Below are 21,171 nucleotides of genomic sequence, written 5' to 3' on the forward strand. Positions count from 1 at the left end.
CATGAGTGACGACGCCCCCGCCAAGATCCCGAACGCCGGCAAGAAGGCCAAGGACCTCAACGAGGTCATCCGCTACACCCTGTGGTCCGTCTTCAAGCTGCGCGACGTCCTGCCCGAGAGCCGCCTCGGCTACGCGGACGAGGTCCAGGAGCTGTTCGACAAGCTCGGGGCCCGGGACATCACCGTCCGCGGCACCTACGACGTGTCCGGCCTGCGCGCCGACGCCGACGTCATGATCTGGTGGCACGCGGAGACCGCCGACGAGCTGCAGGAGGCGTACAACCTCTTCCGCCGCACCAAGCTCGGCCGCGCCCTGGAGCCGGTCTGGTCGAACATGGCGCTGCACCGCCCCGCCGAGTTCAACAAGTCGCACATCCCGGCGTTCCTCGCCGACGAGACGCCCCGTAACTACGTCTCGGTGTACCCCTTCGTGCGCTCCTACGACTGGTACCTGCTGCCCGACGAGGACCGCCGCCGCATGCTCAAGGACCACGGCATGATGGCCCGCGGTTACCCCGACGTGCGCGCCAACACCGTCGCCTCGTTCTCGCTCGGCGACTACGAGTGGCTGCTCGCCTTCGAGGCCGACGAGTTGTACCGCATCGTCGACCTCATGCGACACCTGCGCGCCTCCGAGGCCCGCATGCACGTCCGCGAAGAGGTGCCGTTCTACACCGGCCGCCGCAAGTCCGTGGCCGACCTCGTGGCGGGTCTCGCGTAAGCGACCCCCTCCGCACGCGCCGGGCGGGCGCGGCACCGTTAATTCGGTTGCCGCGCCCGCCCGGTGCGCGTTTCATCGAGAGGTCGAGACCTAGCAACGAAAGATGGTGCGTGTATGCCCAGGGCCCTGCGGAACAGCTCGAGGTCAGCCCCTTCCGCATCGCACTGGAGTCACTTCCACCATGTCTCGCAACATGTCCATGCCTCGCAACACCTCCCGGCGGGCGCGCACTGAAGCACGCGCCCAGTCCTTCCGCTGCCTGCAGTGCGGTCTCGACGTCCCGATGACCGCGCCCGGCACCGATCACCGCAACCTCCCCCAAGCTCTTAAAGAGCAGGGGGACCCCCTCCCCGAACTGCCTGTGGAGCCGTCACCTCGACGACTCGCCCGGCGACCGGGCCGCGGACTGCGGCGCCCGCATGGAACCACTCGCCATCTCCGTGCGCGGAGACGGCGAGTGGGTTCTCGTGCACCGGTGCATCCACTGCGGCGTGCTGCACGCCCATCGCACCGCGGGTGACGACAACGTCCTGCCGCTCACCCGGCTGGCGGTCCGGCCGCTGGCGCAGCCGCCGTTCCCGCTGGAGCGCCTCGGGGCGCTCTGATCTCTCCTAGAGCGCCTTGCGGAGGTCCGCCGTCCTCGTCCCCGGCCGGGGCTCCGGCTCCCGGTGCGGTGCGCACGCCGCGCGCCGTGCCGGGAGGCGGCCCTCCAGGAGGTAGGCGTCCAGGTGCGCGTTGACGCACTCGTTGGTGCCGCCTCCGATGCCGTGGGTGCCCGCGTCCTTCTCGGTCACCAGGGTCGAGCCCGCCAGCCGGTGGTGCAGTTCCAGGGCGCCCTCGTACGGCGTCGCGGCGTCCCGCTCGGCGGCCAGGATCAGGGTCGGGGGCAGGGCGCCCTCGGCGGTGCGGACGTCGAGGGCCTGCTGGCGCGGCGCGGGCCAGTAGGCGCACGGCAGGTTCATCCAGGCGTTGTCCCAGGTCTCGAACGGCGCGAGGCGCGCGAGGCGGGAGTTGTCGCGGTCCCAGGTGGCGAAGTCGGTGGGCCAGGCGGCGTCGTTGCACTCGACGGCGGTGTAGACGGCGTTGCCGTTCTCGTCCTCGACGGCCGCCGCCGGATGCGGCGCGGCCTGCTCGATCAGCGGCTTCGGGTTGCCCTTCAGGTACTGCGACAGGGCCGTCGCCCGCATCGGCCAGTAGTCGTCGTAGTACGCGGCCCGCAGGAATGCCGACCGCAGCTGCGAGGAGCCGACCTTGCCGCCCGCGGGCTTGTGCGTCAGCTCGGCGCGGACCGTCTCGTAGGACCGCTGCACCTCCGCGGGCGTCGTGCCCAGGCCGTACGCCTTGTGGTGCTTGGCGACCCAGGCGCGGAAGTCCGCCCAGCGCCGCTCGAACGCGTACGACTGGTCCAGGTTGTTGGCGTACCAGATCTGGTCCGGGGCCGGGTTGACCGCGGAGTCGAAGACCATGCGGCGGACGTGCCCGGGGAACAGCGTCGCGTAGACCGAGCCGATGTAGGTGCCGTACGAGGCGCCCATGAACGTCAGCTTCCGCTCGCCCAGGGCGGCGCGCAGCACCTCCAGGTCACGGGCGTTGTTGAGGGTGGTGTAGTGGGCCAGGTCGGGGCCCGCGTGCCGGGCGCAGCCGCGTGCGTACGCCTTCGCCTGCGCGATGCGCTCCGCCTTGTACGAGGCGTCGGGGTGCGTCGGCGAGTGGGTGGGCGCCTTGGCGAACTGCTTCGGGTCCTGGCAGGACAGCGGCGCGGAGCGGCCGACACCGCGCGGCGCGTAGCCGACGAGGTCGTACGCCGCCGCGACGCGCCGCCACTCCGGCATCGGGCCGACCATCGGGAAGTACATGCCGGACGCGCCCGGGCCGCCCGGGTTGAAGACCAGCGCGCCCTGCCGCGACACCACGGCCCGGCCCGACTTCCCGGTGGCCTCGACGCGGCTGACGGTCAGTCGGATCTGCTTGCCGTCGGGGTGGGCGTAGTCGAGGGGGACGGCGACCGTGCCGCACTCCACGGACGGCGGCAGGTTCTCCGCCTTCGGGCAGGGGCCGAACTCGATGCCGGTGGTCTGGGCGCGCTGGGCGGCGAGGGCGGTGCCGAGGGTCTCGGGGGAGGGGGTGGCGGCGGAGGGGGTGGCGGCGCTGCTCGCGGGGGCCGCGGCGAGGGCGGTCAGGACGAGGGAGCCGATGGTTCCGACGGTTCTGACGGCTCTGTACCGGGCGGCGGCGGTTGCTGGTGCTCTCATCGCTGTTCTGTGTCCCTTTCGCGGCGCGGGCCCAAGTGACTGCGTAAATCGCAAAATCACAACAAAAGGGATATTCAGTTCGAAGAGTGGCAAAGTCCAGCACCGGAACGCGGGCGTCGCGAGTCGCGCCCCAATGGCCCTTCGTGGCGGCCGCGCGGGACGCTAGGAGCGGGTCTCCCGGTATCCGTCGAGGTTCGGGTCCCGGTGCGAGAGCGCGGCCCGCAGGGCGGGGTCCTCCAGGGCGCGGATGCCGCGCACGGCCACTGACGTCAGGTCGTCGCGCGAGGGCAGCGCGCCGAGCAGCCGCCGCCCCGCCGGGGACGCCCAGCGCGTGGTCGGCACCTCGAAGCGGGCGATGGCCAGACAGCTCACCGTGAGGAAGAACGGCAGCGCGAACCACACCCCGACCGGCATCTCCCCCTCGCGCCCCTGCGCCGGAAGCAGCGTCGCGCACACCCCGAGGGCCACGACGGCCGCCGCGGCCGCCCGCACCTGCCGGGCCGCGCCCGCGATGCCCGACCACATCCCGTCCGGCACCGCGAGCCCCGCCGCGACCAGCCGGTCCGCGAGCGCCCGCACCCCGTCCCCGGCCGCCGCGGCCCGGCGCACCGGCGCGATCCGCGACTGCCCCGCGGGACCGATCGCCCCGAGCACCGACCGCTCCAGGTCGTCCCCGGCCACCGGATCCACCACGGTCGCCCACCCCGTGTGCGCGAGCAGCAGCCGCCGCCCCCGTGCCATCGAGAGCAGCGCCACATCGATGACGCGCCCCGGCCCGCCCGACAGGAACGCCGCCTCGTAGAGCGTCAGTCGCCGACCCTCGTGCGCCCCGCGCGCCTCACTGGCCGCGGCCCGCACGGCGGCCACACAGAGCCGACCGCAGGACAGCGCGGCGAGAGCACAGGCGAGGAGCAGCAGCGGGACCCAGAACATGCCGGTTTTCTATGTGAAGGAGGTGTGACGCCGCTACCGGTATTCCACGATGTGGACACCGTCCTGCCCGCCCGAGCTGCCGTTTGACCCGCTGTGCCTCAGTCGCGCGGGTCGGGCGCGGGCCGTGAGACGGCCGGGGGGAGGGAGTACGTGGGGGTCGGCGACACCGGCGCCGCGGGCGGCGGGGAGTCCTCGGGGCCCGGTGGCGCGGGGGAGCGGGCCGGGGGCTGCGGGGTGGACGTGGCGGCGTCGCGGGCCAGGCCGTCGAAGTCGACCAGACCCGTGCCCTCCAGGACCTTGATGTGGTCGAGGACGGTGGTGTTGGCGTCGTCGGCGAGCGCGCGCACCTGGGAGTTGCGGGTCCTGGCGCGGACCTCCGCCACCAGCGCGAAGACCTTGCCGTGCGCGCGCCGCAGGATGTTCGCGAACTTCACGTCGTACGCCGTGCCGCGCACCGCGCTCAGCTCCGCGAGCCAGCGCCGCTGCTGGCCGCTGGGCTGGCTGGGCAGCTCCAGGCGCAGCGCCGCCGCCACCTCGCGCACCCGCGCGTCCAGGAACGTGTGCCCCTCGACCAGGTGCTTGCCCGCGGTGTGCACGGCCCGCGTGGTGCCGCGCTCCCCGGCCTGCTGGCCCGCGGGCAGCTCCCACAGGCCCGCGAGCCGCACCTTCGTGATGAAGTCCCGGTCGAGCGCGGACAGCGGCCCGTACTCGGTCGCCACGCTCTGCGAGGTGAGCGCGTCGAGGCCGGTGCCCGAGCGGTCCTCGTACGACCACACGGGATAGACCAGCGCGGCCAGCGTGGCCACGAGCCCCGTGAGCACGAGCCCGGTGCCGCTGATGATTCGGGAACGCATGACGCCTCCTGTCGCGCCACCGCACGCTAGTGCGCGGCGCGGGGGAGGCGTCCCGCATATCGGGCGGAGTACGCCAACGGCTGTACGGCGCCGGGGGAGCGGTTACGTCGCCGGGGCGGGGCCGGCGTCCACGCCCTCGTGGCCGGGCGTCCGCCGCCGCGCCCGGCGCAGCGCGAGCCGGGCCGCCCGGGTGCGCAGCCAGCGGGTGAGGGGGCGCCCGTCGAGCGGCTTCGGGCCCGAGCGCTCCAGCCACCAGGCCGTCAGCTCCCCGCGCCCCTCCGCGTCCTCGGGCCGCCCGGCGAGCAGCAGGTGCTCGGCGAAGTCCAGGGCGTCCTGACGGTAGCCGCCCGTCATGGGGCGGGTGCGGGCGTAGTCGAGGAACTCCGCGCGGTACGCGTCGCCGACGATCCACGGCAGTTCCGGCGCGACCTTCGCCACGACGTCCGCCCGCTTGGCGCCGAGCGCGCGGCTCTGCACCCGCAGCCGGGTCCCGTCGAAGCCCTCCGGCGCGGGCGTGCCCGCGACGAGGGCGGAGAGGAGGGCGGCCTGGGCGAGGGCGACGCGCTGGCGGGTGGCGAGGGTGGGGGGTGTGCCGGTCGGGTCGGGGGTGGTGGTCGGGTGGGCGGCGGCGGGGGCCGTGGCGAGGGCCGGTGCCGTGTCTGCCGTGTCCGGCGTGTCCCCCGTGTCCCCCGTGTCCGCCGAGAAGCCCGGAGCCGAGGCCGTCACGGGGGCCGCCGCCGAGCTCATGGGCGTCGCCGTCTCCACCGTCTCCCGGATCGCCGCCAACTCCCGCTCCAGCTCCCCCTCCTCGGGGAAGTTCTCGTCCCGCTCCAGGAGCACGCCCGGCGGCCGGGTGCGCGCGGCGAGGTCGGCGAGGATGTCGAGGACGGGCCGCGGGACGGGGTGGGCGTGGCTGTCGTGCCAGACGCCGTCCCGCTCGAAGCCGCCCGCCACGTGGACGTACGCGATGGCCTCCACCGGCAGCTCGTCCAGGGCGCGGGCCGGGTCCTCGCCCCGGTTGACGTGATTGGTGTGCAGGTTGGCGACGTCGATGAGGAGGCGTACGCCGGTGCGCTCCACCAGCTCGTACAGGAACTGCCCCTCCGTCAGCTCCTCGCCGGGCCAGGAGATGAGGGCGGCGATGTTCTCGACGGCGAGGGGCACGGGCAGGGCGTCCTGGGCGATGCGGACGTTCTCGCACAGCACGGCGAGCGCGTCGCGGGTGCGCGGGACGGGCAGCAGGTGGCCCGCTTCGAGGTGCGGGGACGCGGTGAGGGCGCCCCCGGCCCGTACGAACGCGATGTGCTCGGTGACGAGCGGCGAGCCGAGTGCCTCAGCGCGCTCCGCGAGCGCCCTGAGCCGGGCCTCGTCCGGAGGCTCCGCGCCGCCGAGCCCGAGCGAGACGCCGTGCGGCACGACCGTCACGCCGCGCTCGCGCAGCCGCAGCAGCGAGTCGGGCAGGTGGCCCGGGCACACGTTCTCGGCGACGGCCTCGACCCAGTCGATGCCGGGCATGCGCTCGACGGCGTCGGCGATCTCAGGGCGCCACCCGATCCCCGTCCCGAGCTGAGCCATGGTTCCTCGCGCGGTCGTTCCTCGTACCGTGGCAGCCCGCTGTACCGCGGCGTACTCGCGCGCCGCAGCCCCCGATACCGCTGTCGTCCCCCGTGCGGTCATCCTCGTTCCCCCTCCTTGCCGCTGGTCCTCCCCATTGGTGCACGTAGCCGTAGTCATGACCGTGCCAGGTCGGGGTGAACCTTCTGATCAGGGGTTTCAGAGCTACATTTGAGGTTCGGGCCGATCCGTGTTGACCGTGCCGGGAGCGCCGGGAGAGGGCCGTGAGGTGCCGGAGACGTCGCCCGTGGGGCCGGCGGGATCGGGCTGCGGGGGAGCGTTGCCGCCGGGCGGCGGGGGGCCGGTCGGGCTCGCGGTGGACTTTCCCGCGGTGTCGTTCGCGATGGCGTCGAAGTCGACGTACCCGGTGCCTTCGAGCATCGTGATGTGGTCGAGGACGGTCTGGTTGGCGTCGGACGCGAGCTGCCGGACAAGGGAGTTGCGGGTGGTGTCGCGGACCTGCGCGATGAGGCTGAAGACCTTCCCGTGCGAGACGCGCAGCAGGTTGGCGAACTTGCGCTGGTAGTCCTCGCCGCTCGCGTCGGTCAACTCCCGCAGCCAGCCCTGCTGCTGGGCGTTGGGCTGGTTCGGCAGCTCCACGCCGAGCTGCGAGGCGACGCCGCGCACCCGCTGGTCGAGGTCGGTGTGGCCGACGATCAGATGGTCGCCCGCCTCCTTGACGGCCTTGCTCGGCGCGCGCTCCACGGCCTGCTGTCCGGCGGGTATCTCCCAGAGCCCGGCGAGCCGCACCTTCACGAGGAAGTCCCGGTCGGTGGCGGACAGCGGGCCCCAACGGGTCGACACGCTCCCGGCGTTGAGATTCGCCTCGCCCGTGCCCGAGCGGTCGGCGTAGGACCACACCGGGAAGGCGAGGGCTCCCACGGTGACGACGAGGGCGGCGATGATCAGGGCCGTGCCGTTGATACGCCCCATGTGCCTGATGCGCTGCAAAGTACTGCCTCCCGAGCCGCATCCCGGCCGGGGGCCGGGCCACTTGGTGGTACCGGAAGGTACGGGAGGTGCGGGGCCGGTGTTCAGCGGCGTGAAGGTTCTGTGACGGGGGTCACGCAAGGGGCCTGTACGGGCAGGCGGTTCGCCGCCTCGGCGTTGTCAGTGCCGTCGACTAGGGTCCGGAAGGACACGGGCCGGGGTTCGAAAGGGAACGGACCGCGGCCCGGAAGGACACGACCGCACACAGCACACCGCGGGGGCGGCCCCGCGCGCACGGGGAACGGGTTGGGAGTGCGCGGGGGAGCCGGACCGGGCGGTGCACACGGGGAACTGGAGGGGCCATGGCGTCCGAGAAGCCGATCGACCTGATCCGCCTGGAGGGCGAGGACAACAGCGTCGTCGTCAGGATCACCGGAAAACGTCCCGCCCCGGGGCGCCCCGGAATCGACGAACTCGTCGGCGAGATCCTTGTCGACACCGCCTTCGTCCAGGGGACGCTCGCCACATCGGTGTCCCCGGAGGACCTCACGCAGTGGCGCGAGACCCTCGACGCCCTGGACGGCGGCGACGACAGCACCTGGCGCGAGGGCGGCCGCGCCCCCGAACTCCTCGTCGAACTCGACCCGGACGGCGAGCGGGCCCACGTCACGATCGCCGACCACACGATGTCCCTCACCACGGTGACGGCCACCGTCACCCTCACCGACGAGTGGTTCGACGAGGCGTACGACCGGTTGGACGCGACGCTGCGGGCCTGGCCGGTGGAGGGGGCGCTGCGGGGGTGAGGGACGCGGCACACGCGACAGGCGCTGACGCCCCACGGTGGGACAGCGTCGAGTACTGGCGGGCCTACCTCGCCTCGTACAGCATCGATGTCCTGCGGGCGTACGAGAACGACGACTGGCAGCGGATCAGCGACGCTCAGCGGGCCGCCGGTTGGCTTGGCTGCGCGGGTGCGACCGAGGAACAGCTGGCGGCCACGGAAGAACGGCTCGGTACGCGACTGCCGCCCAGCTACCGCGCGTTCCTGGGCGCGTCCAACGGCTTCAGCCACCTGGGTCCGTTCCTGTACGAGATGAGAACCACCAGGTCAGTGGGCTGGCTGCGCGAGGCGGAGCCCTCGACCTGGGAGATCATCCGCCAGGGCGGACCCGAGGAAGCCGCCTACATGGACCGGGTGCTGCTGATATCGGACGTCGCCGACGCCCAGTACTGGCTGCTCGACCCGGGCGACGTCTCACCCGGTGGGGAATGGGCCGCCAACATCTGGGCCAGCTGGTACCCGGGCCTGCGCGAGCGTCGCGCCTCCTTCGCCGCCCTCGTCGCCGACGAACGGCGGTCCTTCGAACAGCTGCGGGACGACGGCTGACGAAGTCTTCCGGCTCACCCACCAGCGGCTCAAGGGCGGCGGCGCAGTGCCGGGTGGTCGGCGACCACCGTGCACGAGCCCGGGGCGATCTCCGTGAAGCCCGCGTCGCGGACCAGGGGGAGGCCGCTCGTGGTCAGTTCGGGCCAGCGGGGGGCGGGGGCCGTGCGGACGGAGAGGGGGAAGCCCGCCTCGCGCCAGGCCGTGCGGTCCGGGGCGGAGAGGTCCCACCAGGCCAACTGGGCGCCGTGGCCCGCCTGGGCCATCGCCTTGCCCGCCGACATCGTGATGTCGGGGTTCAGCCAGAGGACCGGGGTCGACGGGTCGGGGTCCCGAGGGGGCTCCGGGTCGTCCAGGTCCGTGCCGGAGACCTGGAGGCGGGCCAGGTCCTTCGGCCAGCCGTCCAGCGGCACCGGCGGATACACCCGGACCTCGGCCGACTTGCCCGTCACCGTGATGCCGGGCAGCGCCTCCGCCCGGCGCCACTCCGCGCCACGCGCCCTGCGCACCACCTTGCGGATCCGGGCGTCCTGCCAGTCCCGCATCACCTGCGCCCACTCGCCCTCGCCGAGCGCCCGCTCGTCACTCAGGATCGTCAGGACCGCCCGCGCCGCCGTCTCCAACGCGTCCGTACGCGCCGGGGGCGCGCCCCGCTCGATCCGGGCCACCAGGGGAAGCACGAACTGCGGGGCCTCGTCGCGCGGCGTGCGTTCGACGCGGAAGGGGCTGGCCGGCGGGGAGTACCGGGTGGCCGGGGAGGCGGGGGCGTCGAGGGCGGCCGGGGTGCCCGGGTCCTCGGGGTTCGGGGTGCCCGGGGAGTTCGCGGTGCCCGCGGTGGTCGTGGTGTTCGGGTGGCCCTCGGTGTGGGAGGTGGGCTCGGAGTCTCCGGGGCGGGGCGCGTTGCTGGTCACCCGTCCAGTCTGCCAGGGCGGTGATCGCAGGCCCGGGGCGGTGGCGGCGGGCGCGGGGAGGGCTGCGGCGCGGGTTCGCGGGGGTGGTGGCGGTGGTGGTGGCTTGCGGGGTGTGCGCGCGTCGGGGGTGAGGGGCGGCCGCGTCGGGCTTGGGCGGTGGGGTTCTGTGGGGTCGGGGCCGGTGCTCCCGGGCGCGGCCCGGTGTTCGCAGCCCCGGCCCGGTGCTCCTGGCCTCGGCCCGGTGTTCCAGCCCCGCCCTCCACCCCGCCCCCGCTCACCCCGAGCAAGCGGTCCGCTGGGCCTCCTGCCACTCGCAGACCGGGCACAGCGTGCTGCCCCGGTACGACTCGGGGTACTCCGTCGGCTTCCGGCACAGCACGCACTCCGCGAAGGGCGGGCCCGCCGTCGGCCGGGGGGCGGTGGAAGGGGCCGGGGCGCAGTACTCGTCGTCGTCCGCCATGGTGGGCAGCCTAGTTCGGGCCGGTGGCGGTCCGTTCCGGGCGGTGCCGCGCGGGCTCGTCGGCACCGGCAGGCCCGGCAGGCCCGGCAGGCCCGCCAGGCCCGGAATGCCGCGCTCCCTCCGGAGTGCGCGCGGCCCCGATCTGCTCCGAGACCCGGACGAAGCGGAACCCGCGCTCGCGCAGCTTCGGGACGATCGTGCGCAGGGCGCGTTCCGTCGCGGGGGCGGCGCTGCGGGTGCAGTGCAGGACGACGACCGAGCCGGGCCGCACCCCGTCGAGCACCTGCCGGGCCACCGCGTCGGGGTCCGTGGCGAACGCGTCGCCGCCCACCACGTCCCACTGCACGGCGGTCACCCCGGCCGGGGCGAGCGCGCGCAGCGCCCGCTGGTCGTAACAGCCGCCCGGGAAGCGGAAGTACGGCACCGGCCGCTCGACGCCCGCCTTGCGGAAGGCGGCGAAGGCGCGCTCGACGTCGGCGCGCATGCGGTGCGGGGCGACGGTGGGCAGGCCGTAGCAGTCGGGGGTGAAGGAGTAGTGGCTGTACGAGTGGTTGGCGACCTCGAAGAGCGGGCTGCGGCCGATGGCCCTGGCCTGCGCCGGGTACTCCTCGGCCCACCGGCCCGTCATGAAGAACGTCGCCGGGACCTTGAGGCGGCGCAGGGTGTCGACCAGCGCCGGGTTGTCGAAGCGCTCGCCCGCCCCGGCGCGGGGCCCCTGATCGGCCGTCATGTCGGCGTCGAAGGTGAGGGCGACGGTGGGCGCGCCCTGCTTGGTGCGGGGGGCGTTCTTGAAGACCGGGGTGAGGCCCTGGGGGCCCGGGGCGAGGGTGGGCGGGGCGGCCTTCTGGGGGTTGTGGTGGGGAGCGGGGCTGTGGGGGCGGGTGGGGGTGGAGGGCGAGGCACAGGCGCTGAGGGCGGTCAGTGCCGCCGCGGCGAATGCGGCCAGGGAGGCGCGGGCGGCCCGCTGCCGTGCACGAGTGATCATGCGGTGAAGATAACTGTGCAAATAGGATTAATCGGGTAGGCGAGGCCCGCCCGAGGGGGTGCCGGGCCGAAGCGCGGGGGAGCCGCCGAAGGCACGCGGGGCGCCGAAGCACGCGGGAGCCGCCGAAGCATGCGCGACGCCGAAGCGCGCGGACCCCGAGGCCCACGGAAAAGCCGAAGCACACCGCGGACCGCGTGGGAGACAATGCGTGCCCGGCCCATGATCGTACGAAAGGACGTGCCCCATGCCCGCCTCCCTCTACAACGTCGCCTTCGGCTGCGCGGACGCGTACGGACTCGCGCGGTTCTGGAGCGAGGTGGTGGGACAGCCGCTGGACGAGGAGGACCGGCCGGGCGACCCCGTCGCCGTGATCGCGCTGCCCACGGGCCTGCACCTGTACTTCGAGAACATCCCCGAGCCCAAGAACGGCAAGAACCGCGTGCACGTGTGCCTCCGGCCGGACGGCCCGCGCGACGAGGAGGTCGAGCGGCTCCGGGGCGTCGGCGCGACCGTGGTCGCCGACCGGCGCGAGGCCGACGGCACGGGATGGGTCGTCTTCGCGGACCCGGAGGGCAATGAGTTCTGTGTGCTGCGCAGCGCGGCGGAACGGGACCGGGGCGAGGCCGTGACCTGCGGCGGGGCCAAGTCGGAGTGAGGCGTGCGGGTGGGGCGGCGGACGGTGTTCGCCGGGGAAGTCCGGGTTTGCCAGGGGGCGGCCGCTGTGGAATCGTCCTGAGGTCCTGACTTCCCCGGACGCTTCCCGGTCGCGCCGCGGCCCCGGGCCCCGCGCACCCGCGACCACGAGGAGTTGACGAGCCGTCGATGTCCGACCACACCGACATCACCTGGACCGAGGACGTCCGGCCGACCAGAACCCGGCCGGGACGCCGGTCCGGACACGGGCCGGGACGCGCGACGGGCCCCGGCGACGACTCCCTCCCCGGGGACCCGGACACCCCCACCCCTGAGCCCGACACCAGCCCCACCCCTGAGTCCGACACCACCCCCACCACCCTCACCCACACCACCCCCTGGCACTCCGAGAGCGGCCTCCCCGCCCCCCGCCGCGTCCGCGTCGTCGACGACCGGATGAAGGCCGACGCCGCGTACCGCCTGGTCTGCGAGGGGACCGCGCTGCTCTGGCGCGGGGACTATCAGGGGGCGCGGCAGCTGCTGACCGCCCTGGGGCGGCGGCTCGACCGGCTGACGCCGAAGCCGGGGGCCACCCCCGCTGAGACGTTCCACCGGCACCGGCAGGCCCGCGGCCACCGCGCCCGGGTGCTCGGCATGCTGCTCGTCGTGCTGGAGGACGACCACGGGCTCGCCCTGCGGCGCGCCCCCGACGTCCGGGCCGCCTGCACCGAGGCCTACGGCCCGCCCCGGCACCGCACCATCGTGTCGCTGCGCGAACTGCTCGGCGTCATCGGAGCCCACGAGTGGCGCCGCAAGGGCGTGCCGATCCCGGCGCTCGACGCCCGCATCCACCCGCACTACGGCGTGTTCTCCCCGGTCAGGGGCGAGTACGTCGACCTCGTCGGCGACGCCCCGCTGCCCGCCGCCCGCGGCGCCGCCTTCGACCTCGGCACCGGCACCGGCGTCCTCGCCGCCGTCCTCGCCCACCGCGGCCTCGACCGGATCGTCGCCACCGACAGCAGTCCCCGGGCGTTGGCCTGTGCGCGGGACAACGTCGAACGGCTCGGCATCGGCGACCGGGTGGAGGTCGTCGACAGCGGGGACCTCTACCCGGCGGGCCGTGCCGCCCTCGTCGTCTGCAATCCGCCGTGGCTCCCGGCCCGCCCCACCTCCACCGTGGAGCAGGGCGTGTACGACCCGGGCAGCGCCATGCTGCTCGCCTTCCTCGACGGGCTCGCCGACCACCTGGAGCCGGGCGGCGAGGGCTGGCTGATCCTCTCCGACCTCGCCGAACACCTCGGTCTGCGGACGCGGGACGAACTCGTCGGCGCCTTCGACGCGGCCGGGCTGCGTGTCGTCGACCGCCACGACGCCAAGCCCCGGCACCCCCGCGCCGCCGACACCACGGACCCCCTGCACGCCGCCCGCGCCGCCGAGGTCACCTCCCTGTGGCGGCTCGCCCCCGCCGGCTGAACCAGCGGGTCAGCCCTCGCTCAGCAGCCGCGCCTTGCACTCCGCCACGTCGAAGTCCGCCTTGGGGTACTGCGGGTCCAGCGCCTCCAGGTGCTCGCGGAGCAGCGTGCTGATGGCCCAGTTCCGGTACCACTTGCGGTCCGCGGGGACCACGAACCAGGGCGCCGCCGCCGTCGAACAGCGCTCCAGGGCCAGCTCGTACGCCTCCTGGTACGCGGGCCACACCGCCCGCTCCTCGATGTCGGCCGGGTTGAACTTCCAGTGCTTCTCGGGGGTGTCCAGGCGCGCCGCCAGACGGCGCCGCTGCTCCTCGTAGGAGAGGTGCAGGAAGCACTTCACGACGGTGACGCCGTCGTCGGCGAGGGACTGCTCGAAGCGGTTGATCTGGGCGTAGCGGCGGGTCACCTGGGCGCGTGGCACCAGTTCGCGGACGCGGGCGATGAGGACGTCCTCGTAGTGCGAGCGGTCGAAGATGCCCATCTCGCCCGCCTCGGGCAGGGCCTTGCGGATCCGCCACAGGAACGGGTGCGCACGTTCCTCGGGCGTCGGCGCCTTGAACGCCCGGATGCGGCAGCCCGACGGGTTGAACAGGCCGACGACGTGCTTGATCGTGCCGCCCTTGCCGCTGGTGTCCATGCCCTGGAGGACCAGGAGCACCCGGCGCGGATCGCCCTTCGTGCTCGCCGCGTACAGGCGTTCCTGGAGGTCCGTGAGGTGTTCGCCCATCCGGGCGGTCGCCGCGAGCCCGGCCGCCTTGTCCGCCGGGCCCGCGGGGGTCGCGGCCGCGTCCCGGGCGGCGAGGTCGTACGGCTCGCCCTCGGGGACGCGCAGGAGATCGCTGAGGCGGAGCGCGGGCGCGTCGGCGGCGGCCTTGCCCTTCCTGCCGCCGCCCTTGCCGGGCCCGGCCGAGCCCTTGGCGGCCTTGTCGCCCTTGCCGCCCTCGCCCTTCGCGTGCTTCTTGCCCTTGGCCACAGCCCGCACCTCTTCCGGTCGCCTGCCCCGATGGTGCGTCGGGGCAGGCGGCGGCGCTACCTGTGCCAGGGTCCCGTCACGGCGAACGTGGTGCCGGGCGTGTAGCAGTTCACGTACATCGTGTCGTGGTCGGGGGAGAAGGCGACGCCCGCGAACTCGCCCCACTCGGGCTCTTCGGGGGTGCCCAGGTTCTGCGCGTTGCGCGCCATCGCGTACACCTTGCCGCCGCGTGTCACGCCGTACACGTGCTGGGTGCCGCTGCCGTCCTCGCACACCATCAGGCCGCCGCTGGGCGCGAGGCAGATGTTGTCCGGGGACTCGCCGGGGAGCTGGATGTCGGTGTCGGGGCCGAAGACGATCACCAGGGTGAGGCGGCGGCGCGCCGGGTCGTAGCGCCAGACCTGGCCGTAGTGGTCGGCGGCCGAGCCCTCCGCGCTGCGCGCGTAGCTGGAGACGAAGTAGACGCAGCGCCCGCCCCAGTAGCAGCCCTCCAGCTTCTGGGCGTGCGTGATGCCCTTCGGGCCGAAGTCCTGGTTGCGGATGGGCGTCTGGGCGGCCAGCGGGTCGGGTACGTCGGCCCACTCGACGCCGTCGAAGGTGGCGCCGGTCTCCTGGACCGCGGACAGGTCCGGCAGGCCGGGGACCCGCATCGCCTGCAGCCGTCCGCCCGCGCGCAGCGAGCCCCTGCCGCCCTCGGGCTTGTTCGGCAGGAAGCGGTAGAACAGGCCGAACGGCTTCTGGAAGGCGTCCTCGGTCTCGTAGACGACGCCGCGCCACGGGTCGACGGCGACCGCCTCGTGCTGGAAGCGGCCCATGGCGGTCAGCGGCACGGCTCCCGTGCGCCGCGGGTCCACCGGGTCGACCTCGAAGATGAAGCCGTGGTCCTTGGTGTAGCCGTTCGTACCGGCCTTGTCCTCGGTCTCCTCGCAGGTCAGCCAGGTGCCCCACGGGGTCGGGCCGCCCGCGCAGTTGACGGCCGTACCGGCGATCGCGACGCGCTCGTCGACCACCCGGCCGTGCCGGTCGAGCCCGAGCGCCGTACAGCCGCCCTTGGCCATCGGGTCGTACGTCAGGCCCTTGACCGTCGGGACGCCGAGCTTCGCGGTGACGCGGTTCTCGTGGTTGCGTACGAGGTGGACACCGCCGCGCCGGCCCTGGAAGGCGGCCATCCCGTCGTGGTTGCTGGGGACCTTGCCCTCGCCCGAGCGCAGCTCGTCGCCCTCGCGGGAGAGGACCCGGTAGCGGAATCCTTTCGGCAGGTCGAGCAGTCCTTCGGGGTCGGGCACGAGCGGGCCGTAGCCCGCCTTGCCCTGGGTGGCCGCGGTGGCCGTGCCCGCGAACAGCTCCGACAGGGCGCCGGTGAAGGCGATGGACGCCCCCAACGCTCCGGAGCGGGCGAGCACTTGACGTCTGGTCGCGGACAGCTTGGCGTCTGACATGGGGCAACCTCCTGCTGGCGGACAGGAACATGACCCGCACGTGTGTACCACGCACACGCCCCGCGCACGAGGGTTTGGACGCCCACGCGATCAACCGTCGCCGGGACGGCCCGCCCGCCGTGACGTGAACGGCCCCGATCCCGACGACGGGGACGACCGGTATGCCCGGGACGCACAGGACGCCCGGGACGCCCACTCAGTCCCGCACGAGCCCCTTCGCGTCCCGCGCCAGCGCCGTGAGCCGCGAGATCGCCCGGAAGTACTTCTTCCGGTAGCCGCCGTTCAGCATCTCCTCGCTGAACAACCGGTCGAACGGGACCCCGGAGGCGAGCACCGGCACCTCCCGGTCGTAGAGGCGGTCGGCGAGGACGACCAGGCGCAGCGCCGTCGACTGGTCGGGCACCGGCGTGACGTCCGTGAGGCAGACGGCGGTGAGGCCGTCGGTCAGGGCGCCGTACCGGCTCGGGTGCACGCGCGCGAGATGGCCGAGCAGATGCGGGAAGTCGTCGAGGCTGGCGCCCTCGGTGGCGTACGCGGCCTTGGTGACCTGCTCGTCGGAGTACGGCTTGGGGGCCTCGGGCAGACCCCGGTGGCGGTAGTCGTCGCCGTCGATGCGCAACGCCTTGAAGTGGGCCGACAGGCCCTGGATCTCGCGCAGGAAGTCGGCGGCGGCGAACCGGCCCTCGCCCAGCTTGCCGGGCAGCGTGTTGGAGGTGGCCGCGAGCGCCACGCCCGCCTCGACGAGCTTGCCGAGCAGCGACGACACCAGGACCGTGTCGCCCGGGTCGTCCAGCTCGAACTCGTCGATGCACAGCAGCCGGTGGCCGCTGAGCGTCCGCACCGTCTGCTGGAAGCCGAGCGCCCCGACGAGGTTGGTCAGCTCCACGAACGTGCCGAAGGCCTTGAGCGCGGGCTCGGCCGGGGTGGCGTGCCACAGCGAGGCGAGCAGGTGGGTCTTGCCGACGCCGTAGCCGCCGTCCAGGTACACCCCACGGGGCCCGCTCGGCGCCGGCTGCTTCGCCCGGGAGAACCAACGCCGCTTGCCCGATCCCGACGCGTGCGCCCCGCCGAGCCCGCCCGCGAAGGTGCTGAGGACACGCACGGCCTCGGTCTGGCTGGGCTGTCCCGGGTCCGGGATGTACGTATCGAAGCGGACCGAGTCGAAGCGCGGCGGCGGCACCATCTCGGCGACGAGACGGTCCGCGGGCACCTGCGGCTCGCGGGCGCACAGGGACGCGGGGCCCGCTTCGGCTATGGGGCTCTGCCCGGCGGCAGGGGAGGTTGTTGACACGATTCTCCACTGTAGAGCCGTCGCGGGGCCGTGTAAGACTGCCCGGCATGCGACGCCTGTTCCCTGTGACCGACCACACAGTAGAGCCGACCTCGGCGAAGAGCGCCCCGGCGGGTGCCCGGGAGGGGGTGACGGGGGACCGCGAGTGGTCCCTGGACGAGCTGGCCGACGCGTACGCCTACCCGGCGGGGACCGGTGCCGGGGCGGGTGCCGGGGCCGGCGCCTGGCTGCGCGCCAACATGGTCTCGACGCTGGACGGCGCCGCCCAGCACGACGGCCGCTCCCAGCCCCTCTCCAACGCCACCGACATGCGGGTCTTCGGCACCCTGCGCGGGCTCGCGGACGCGGTCGTGGTCGGCGCGGAAACGGTACGCCAGGAGGGCTACCGGCCCGCCCGCGCCCGGGAGGCCTTCGCGGCCCGCAGGGCGGCGGCCGGACAGGCCCCGGCCCCCGCGATCGCCGTCGTCAGCGCGAGCCTCGACCTGGACTTCACGCTGCCCCTGTTCACCGCCCCCCTCACCCCCACGCTGGTCCTGACCGGCGCCGCCGCGCCCGCCGAGCGGGTGGCCGCCGCGCGCAAGGCGGGCGCGGACGTCGTGATCGCGGGCGAGGGGGCCGGGGCGGACCCGGCGCGGGTCGTGCGGGAGCTCGGCGAGCGGGGCCTCACCCGGCTGCTCACCGAGGGCGGCCCGCGGCTGCTCGGCCAGTTCGTGGCGGCGGGCGCGCTCGACGAGCTGTGCCTGACGGTGTCGCCGATGCTCACGGCGGGCGACGCCCAGCGCATCGCGGGGGGACCCGGTGTCGCGGTGCCCGCGAAATTCGTACTGGCGTCCGTTCTGGAGGAGGCCGGGTTCCTGTTCACCCGATACCGCCGGGGCTCCTGACAATCGGCGGAATATTCCGTTCCGTTTCGCTTTCGCGGGGCACACTAAATCTCGCAGCCCCCGCTCAGGCGGGGGCAGGATGGTTTCCGCAGGGGGCCGGACGCACGGCCCACGGAGGAGAAGGGCGCCTGTCGTGTTCACAAGCGTATTGATGATCGAGAAGGCCCTGACGTCCGCCGACGTGGAGTTCGTCACCACCTTGCACAGTGACGAGCCGGTCACCTTCCACGTCCTGCTCCAACCCCGCGGCGACCAGGCGGACCGCCTGCTGCGGGCCATCGACGACGTCGCACTCGGCGAGCTCGACGAGGCTGTCCGCGAGGGCGAGGTGCCGGAGGGCCAGGACGCGGTCGGCCCGGCCGAGCAGGCCCTCCAGGTGTCCCTCCTGGCGCTGCGGGCGGCGGGCAGCGAGGCCACCGGCCGCCTGATCGAGGACCACCCGCTGGAGGCGCTCCAGGAGCTGGTCGACGACGCGGGGGCGGACGAGGTCATCGTCCTGACCGAACCGCACCTGGTCGAGGAGTTCTTCCACCGCGACTGGGCCTCCCGGGCCCGCCACAAGGTAGGCGTACCGGTCCTGAAGCTGTTCGCCCACAGTGAGTCGTAGGGGGAGGGGCGGCCCGCCGTGGGATCCCCCTGCTCCTTTGGAGCCCGGGGGAGACCGAGGACGAGGCCGAAGGCCGATCAACCCCGTCCGGCGGTGCCCAGTAGGCTGACCCCGCGCACGCAGCACCCCACCCTTCGGAGAGAACTCGATGCCTACCGCCATGGACCGACCGCACTTCATCGGCATCGGCGGCGCCGGAATGTCGGGCATCGCGAAGATCCTCGCCCAGCGCGGCGCGAAGGTCGCGGGCAGCGACGCGAAGGACTCCGCCACGGCCGACGCGCTGCGCGCCCTCGGCGTCCAGGTGCACATCGGGCACGCGGCCGGCCACCTGGCCGACGACGCGACCTGCGTCGTCGTCTCGTCCGCGATCCGCTCCGACAACCCGGAGCTGGCCCGCGCGGCCGACCTCGGCATCCCGGTGGTGCACCGCTCGGACGCGCTGGCCTCGCTGATGGACGGCCTGCGCCCGATCGCCGTCGCGGGCACCCACGGCAAGACCACGACGACGTCGATGCTCGCGGTGAGCCTCGCCTCGCTCGGCCTGCACCCGTCGTACGCCATCGGCGGCGACCTGGACGCGCCCGGGTCCAACGCCGACCACGGCAGCGGCGAGATCTTCGTGGCCGAGGCGGACGAGAGCGACCGCAGCTTCCACAAGTACGCGCCCGAGGTCGCCATCGTCCTCAACGTGGAGCTGGACCACCACGCCAACTACGCCTCGATGGACGAGATCTACGAGTCCTTCGAGACCTTCGCCGACCGCATCGTCCCCGGCGGCACGCTGGTGATCGCGGCGGACCACGAGGGCGCGCGGGAGCTGACGCGGCGCGTCGCCAAGCGCAACGGCGAGCTGCGGGTCGTCACCTACGGCGAGGCCGCCGACGCCGACGTGCGGATCACCGACGTGACCCCGCAGGGCCTCAAGAGCGACGTGACCGCCGTCATCGACGGCACCGAGCTGCGCTTCGCGGTCTCCGTGCCCGGCCGGCACTACGCCCACAACGCCGTCGCCGCCCTCGCCGCGGGCGTCGCCCTCGGCATCCCGGCCGCCGAGCTGGCCCCCGCACTGGCCTCGTACACGGGCGTGAAGCGCCGCCTGCAGCTCAAGGGCGAGACCGCCGGAGTGCAGGTCGTCGACTCCTACGCGCACCACCCGACGGAGATGACCGCCGACCTGGAGGCCATGCGCGGCGCCGCCGCCGACGCCCGCCTCCTGGTGCTCTTCCAGCCGCACCTGTTCTCCCGCACCCAGGAGCTGGGCACGGAGATGGGCGCGGCCCTGGCGCTCGCCGACGCCTCCGTGGTCCTGGACATCTACCCGGCCCGCGAGGACCCGATCCCCGGTGTGACCAGCGACCTCATCATCGACGCCGCGCGCGCGGCGGGCGCCGACGTGGTGGCCGTGCACGACAAGGCGGCGGCGCCCGCGGCGATCGCGGGAATGGCGCGGCCCGGTGATCTCGTTCTCACCATGGGAGCGGGCGACGTCACCGACCTCGGCCCGCTGATCCTGGCCGAACTGTCGAAGTAGCCCGGCCCGCCGCGGCGGGCCGGACTGTCCACGAAGGGGATGCGACCCATGTCGTACGACGTCGAGAAGCCCGACGAGCAGTGGCGCGCGGAGCTGACCCCCGCCGAGTACCAGGTCCTTCGCCAGGCCGGCACGGAGCCCGCGTTCCGGGGTGAGTACACCGACACCACGACCAAGGGCGTCTACTCCTGCCGGGCCTGCGGCGCGGAGCTGTTCACGTCGAACGAGAAGTTCGCGTCGCACTGCGGCTGGCCGAGCTTCTACGACCCGCGGGACTCCGAGGCCGTCGAGCTGATCCAGGACACCTCCCACGGCATGGTCCGCACCGAGGTGCGCTGCGCCCGCTGCGGCTCGCACCTCGGGCACGTCTTCGAGGGCGAGGGCTATCCCACGCCGACGGACCAGCGGTACTGCATCAACTCGATCTCGCTGCGGCTCGACCCGGACGAGAGCTGACCTGAACCCGGCTCAGCGGGGCCGTGGTCGGCGACTAGCGTGAAGGCATGTCGACCACGGGGGCCCACGGGCCGGTTGGAGTGAGCTGCCCGGGCTGCGGCGGCACGGAGGTCACCGCGGTGCGGGCGGCGGCGGGCGGCCGGGGTGCCGCCCGCACGGACCTGGCGACGCGGCTCGCCAAGGGGCCCGGCAAGTCCGGCGACGGCCTGCTGCACTTCGCCGAGGGCATGGTCCTCGTCGCGTTGTCCCTCGGCTGGGCCTGGATGGGCACGGACCCGGAGAAGCCGCTGTACGTCTGGGGCGGGATCGTCCTCGCCGTGCTGCTGTTCATCGGCACGCTCGTCGTGGTGCGGGGCGACGGCCGCGAGAAGGCGGCGGAGCGGGCCGGTGCGGGGCGCGCGGACGCGCTCTGGGGTCCCGCGCACTACTGCCCCGGGTGCGAGTCCGTGTTCTGTCCCCGAGGGGAGCCGTGGCAGGGGCTGTTGACGCCGGAGCAGTTCAAGAAGCTGGTGTGGGGCGAGGCGGGGTACGCCGATCAACTGGCGCCGGGGGACCGGGCCAGGGAGGTGGACGTGCCGCCGGGGACGTTGGTGGGGCGGCCGTTGAGCGGGTGAACGCCGGAGAACTGAGGGGAGCGGAGGGGGCGTGTTACGGGAGTGCAGTCGAGCGCCGGTCGTGCGCTCCTGTGCGCCCTGAGATTGTTTGAACTTGGCATTCCGGTTCTGCGTTCAGATCGCTAATCTGTGCGTCAACTCGGGGCGACGATTTCCTTCAAGTACTAGCAACACGGAGCGATACGTGACCTCTGCACGACGCGCGAACCGGCACGACCTCT

Annotated in this window: 22 protein-coding genes; 11 read left to right on the forward strand and 11 right to left on the reverse strand. The window is 73.6% G+C overall.

The genetic code is table 11. The features are described from left to right. The first annotated feature begins 1 nt into the window (after nt 1). Both hemQ and IE274_RS40360 read left to right on the forward strand, forming a co-directional pair. Nucleotides 2–721 (forward strand): hydrogen peroxide-dependent heme synthase, encoded by a 720-nt coding sequence (gene hemQ, locus IE274_RS10795; RefSeq protein ID WP_190115441.1) that lies wholly within the window; start codon nt 2–4, stop codon nt 719–721. Nucleotides 722–1,080: 359 nt separating this feature from the next. Then, nucleotides 1,081–1,326 carry an RNHCP domain-containing protein gene (locus tag IE274_RS40360; protein ID WP_372447142.1) on the forward strand — a complete coding sequence of 82 codons (246 nt, stop codon included), beginning with the start codon at nt 1,081–1,083 and terminating at the stop codon, nt 1,324–1,326. A gap of 6 nt (nt 1,327–1,332) precedes the next feature. Here IE274_RS40360 and IE274_RS10805 read toward each other — a convergent pair whose 3' ends face one another. From IE274_RS10805 to IE274_RS10825, 5 genes are all read right to left on the reverse strand, one after another. After that, entirely contained in the window at nt 1,333–2,973 is a 1,641-nt protein-coding gene (locus IE274_RS10805; RefSeq protein WP_190115442.1) for an alpha/beta hydrolase, read from the reverse strand. A 162-nt stretch (nt 2,974–3,135) separates the two neighbouring features. Further along, the gene (locus IE274_RS10810) at nt 3,136–3,906 is read right to left on the reverse strand and encodes a TIGR04222 domain-containing membrane protein (protein ID WP_190115443.1); all 771 of its coding nucleotides are present in this window, start codon (nt 3,904–3,906) and stop codon (nt 3,136–3,138) included. Between the two features lie 98 nt (nt 3,907–4,004). Next, the gene (locus tag IE274_RS10815) at nt 4,005–4,760 is read right to left on the reverse strand and encodes a DUF4142 domain-containing protein (RefSeq protein WP_190115444.1); all 756 of its coding nucleotides are present in this window, start codon (nt 4,758–4,760) and stop codon (nt 4,005–4,007) included. Nucleotides 4,761–4,862: 102 nt separating this feature from the next. Beyond that, nucleotides 4,863–6,335, reverse strand: a complete 1,473-nt coding sequence (locus IE274_RS10820) for an MbnB/TglH/ChrH family RiPP precursor modification enzyme (RefSeq protein WP_190115445.1) — start codon at nt 6,333–6,335, stop codon at nt 4,863–4,865. Nucleotides 6,336–6,539: 204 nt separating this feature from the next. After that, complete coding sequence (locus IE274_RS10825) at nt 6,540–7,307, reverse strand: DUF4142 domain-containing protein (RefSeq protein ID WP_190115446.1); 768 nt, start codon at nt 7,305–7,307, stop codon at nt 6,540–6,542. 359 nt (nt 7,308–7,666) lie between these two features. Here IE274_RS10825 and IE274_RS10830 point away from each other — a divergent pair, with 359 nt between their 5' ends. Both IE274_RS10830 and IE274_RS10835 read left to right on the forward strand, forming a co-directional pair. Continuing rightward, entirely contained in the window at nt 7,667–8,110 is a 444-nt protein-coding gene (locus IE274_RS10830) for a DUF5959 family protein (RefSeq protein WP_190115447.1), read from the forward strand. Beyond that, a complete protein-coding gene (locus IE274_RS10835) occupies nt 8,107–8,694 on the forward strand; it encodes an SMI1/KNR4 family protein (RefSeq protein ID WP_229909453.1) in 588 nt (195 codons plus the stop codon). The genes IE274_RS10830 and IE274_RS10835 overlap by 4 nt, the downstream gene beginning before the upstream one ends. Before the next feature lie 29 nt (nt 8,695–8,723). Here the strand turns inward: IE274_RS10835 and IE274_RS10840 are convergent, their stop codons facing one another. The 3 genes from IE274_RS10840 to IE274_RS10850 all read right to left on the reverse strand — a co-directional run bounded on the left by IE274_RS10840 (nt 8,724) and on the right by IE274_RS10850 (nt 11,047). Continuing rightward, nucleotides 8,724–9,602, reverse strand: a complete 879-nt coding sequence (locus IE274_RS10840; RefSeq protein WP_190115449.1) for a peptidyl-tRNA hydrolase — start codon at nt 9,600–9,602, stop codon at nt 8,724–8,726. Nucleotides 9,603–9,876: 274 nt separating this feature from the next. Then, complete coding sequence (locus IE274_RS10845) at nt 9,877–10,062, reverse strand: hypothetical protein (RefSeq protein WP_190115450.1); 186 nt, start codon at nt 10,060–10,062, stop codon at nt 9,877–9,879. A 10-nt stretch (nt 10,063–10,072) separates the two neighbouring features. Beyond that, nucleotides 10,073–11,047, reverse strand: coding sequence for a polysaccharide deacetylase family protein (locus tag IE274_RS10850; protein WP_190115451.1), 975 nt, complete (start codon nt 11,045–11,047; stop codon nt 10,073–10,075). 244 nt (nt 11,048–11,291) lie between these two features. Between IE274_RS10850 and IE274_RS10855 the strand changes: the two genes are divergently transcribed. Together IE274_RS10855 and IE274_RS10860 are read left to right on the forward strand one after the other, a co-directional pair. After that, nucleotides 11,292–11,702: a VOC family protein gene (locus IE274_RS10855; RefSeq protein ID WP_190115452.1), complete on the forward strand. Its 411-nt coding sequence runs from the start codon at nt 11,292–11,294 to the stop codon at nt 11,700–11,702. A 167-nt stretch (nt 11,703–11,869) separates the two neighbouring features. Further along, a complete protein-coding gene (locus tag IE274_RS10860) occupies nt 11,870–13,153 on the forward strand; it encodes a methyltransferase (protein WP_229909454.1) in 1,284 nt (427 codons plus the stop codon). Nucleotides 13,154–13,162: 9 nt separating this feature from the next. Here IE274_RS10860 and IE274_RS10865 read toward each other — a convergent pair whose 3' ends face one another. The 3 genes from IE274_RS10865 to zapE all read right to left on the reverse strand — a co-directional run bounded on the left by IE274_RS10865 (nt 13,163) and on the right by zapE (nt 16,855). Continuing rightward, nucleotides 13,163–13,984: a PPK2 family polyphosphate kinase gene (locus IE274_RS10865; protein ID WP_229909504.1), complete on the reverse strand. Its 822-nt coding sequence runs from the start codon at nt 13,982–13,984 to the stop codon at nt 13,163–13,165. Nucleotides 13,985–14,181: 197 nt separating this feature from the next. Continuing rightward, entirely contained in the window at nt 14,182–15,564 is a 1,383-nt protein-coding gene (locus IE274_RS10870; protein WP_190115454.1) for a PhoX family protein, read from the reverse strand. A gap of 196 nt (nt 15,565–15,760) precedes the next feature. Next, a complete protein-coding gene (zapE, locus tag IE274_RS10875; protein ID WP_190115455.1) occupies nt 15,761–16,855 on the reverse strand; it encodes a cell division protein ZapE in 1,095 nt (364 codons plus the stop codon). A gap of 47 nt (nt 16,856–16,902) precedes the next feature. On the opposite strand from zapE, the gene IE274_RS10880 reads away from it, so the two are divergent. The 5 genes from IE274_RS10880 to IE274_RS10900 all read left to right on the forward strand — a co-directional run bounded on the left by IE274_RS10880 (nt 16,903) and on the right by IE274_RS10900 (nt 20,950). Then, entirely contained in the window at nt 16,903–17,739 is an 837-nt protein-coding gene (locus tag IE274_RS10880; RefSeq protein WP_190115456.1) for a pyrimidine reductase family protein, read from the forward strand. Between the two features lie 133 nt (nt 17,740–17,872). Then, nucleotides 17,873–18,346 carry an indole-3-glycerol phosphate synthase gene (locus IE274_RS10885; protein ID WP_190115457.1) on the forward strand — a complete coding sequence of 158 codons (474 nt, stop codon included), beginning with the start codon at nt 17,873–17,875 and terminating at the stop codon, nt 18,344–18,346. Between the two features lie 148 nt (nt 18,347–18,494). Then, nucleotides 18,495–19,880, forward strand: coding sequence for a UDP-N-acetylmuramate--L-alanine ligase (gene murC, locus IE274_RS10890; RefSeq protein ID WP_190115458.1), 1,386 nt, complete (start codon nt 18,495–18,497; stop codon nt 19,878–19,880). A gap of 48 nt (nt 19,881–19,928) precedes the next feature. After that, the gene (gene msrB / locus IE274_RS10895; protein ID WP_190115459.1) at nt 19,929–20,336 is read left to right on the forward strand and encodes a peptide-methionine (R)-S-oxide reductase MsrB; all 408 of its coding nucleotides are present in this window, start codon (nt 19,929–19,931) and stop codon (nt 20,334–20,336) included. Nucleotides 20,337–20,383: 47 nt separating this feature from the next. Further along, entirely contained in the window at nt 20,384–20,950 is a 567-nt protein-coding gene (locus IE274_RS10900; protein WP_190115460.1) for a hypothetical protein, read from the forward strand. Nucleotides 20,951–21,171 lie beyond the last annotated feature (221 nt).

It is taken from the genome of Streptomyces flavofungini, from assembly GCF_014650815.1.
Lineage (GTDB): Bacteria > Actinomycetota > Actinomycetes > Streptomycetales > Streptomycetaceae > Streptomyces > Streptomyces flavofungini.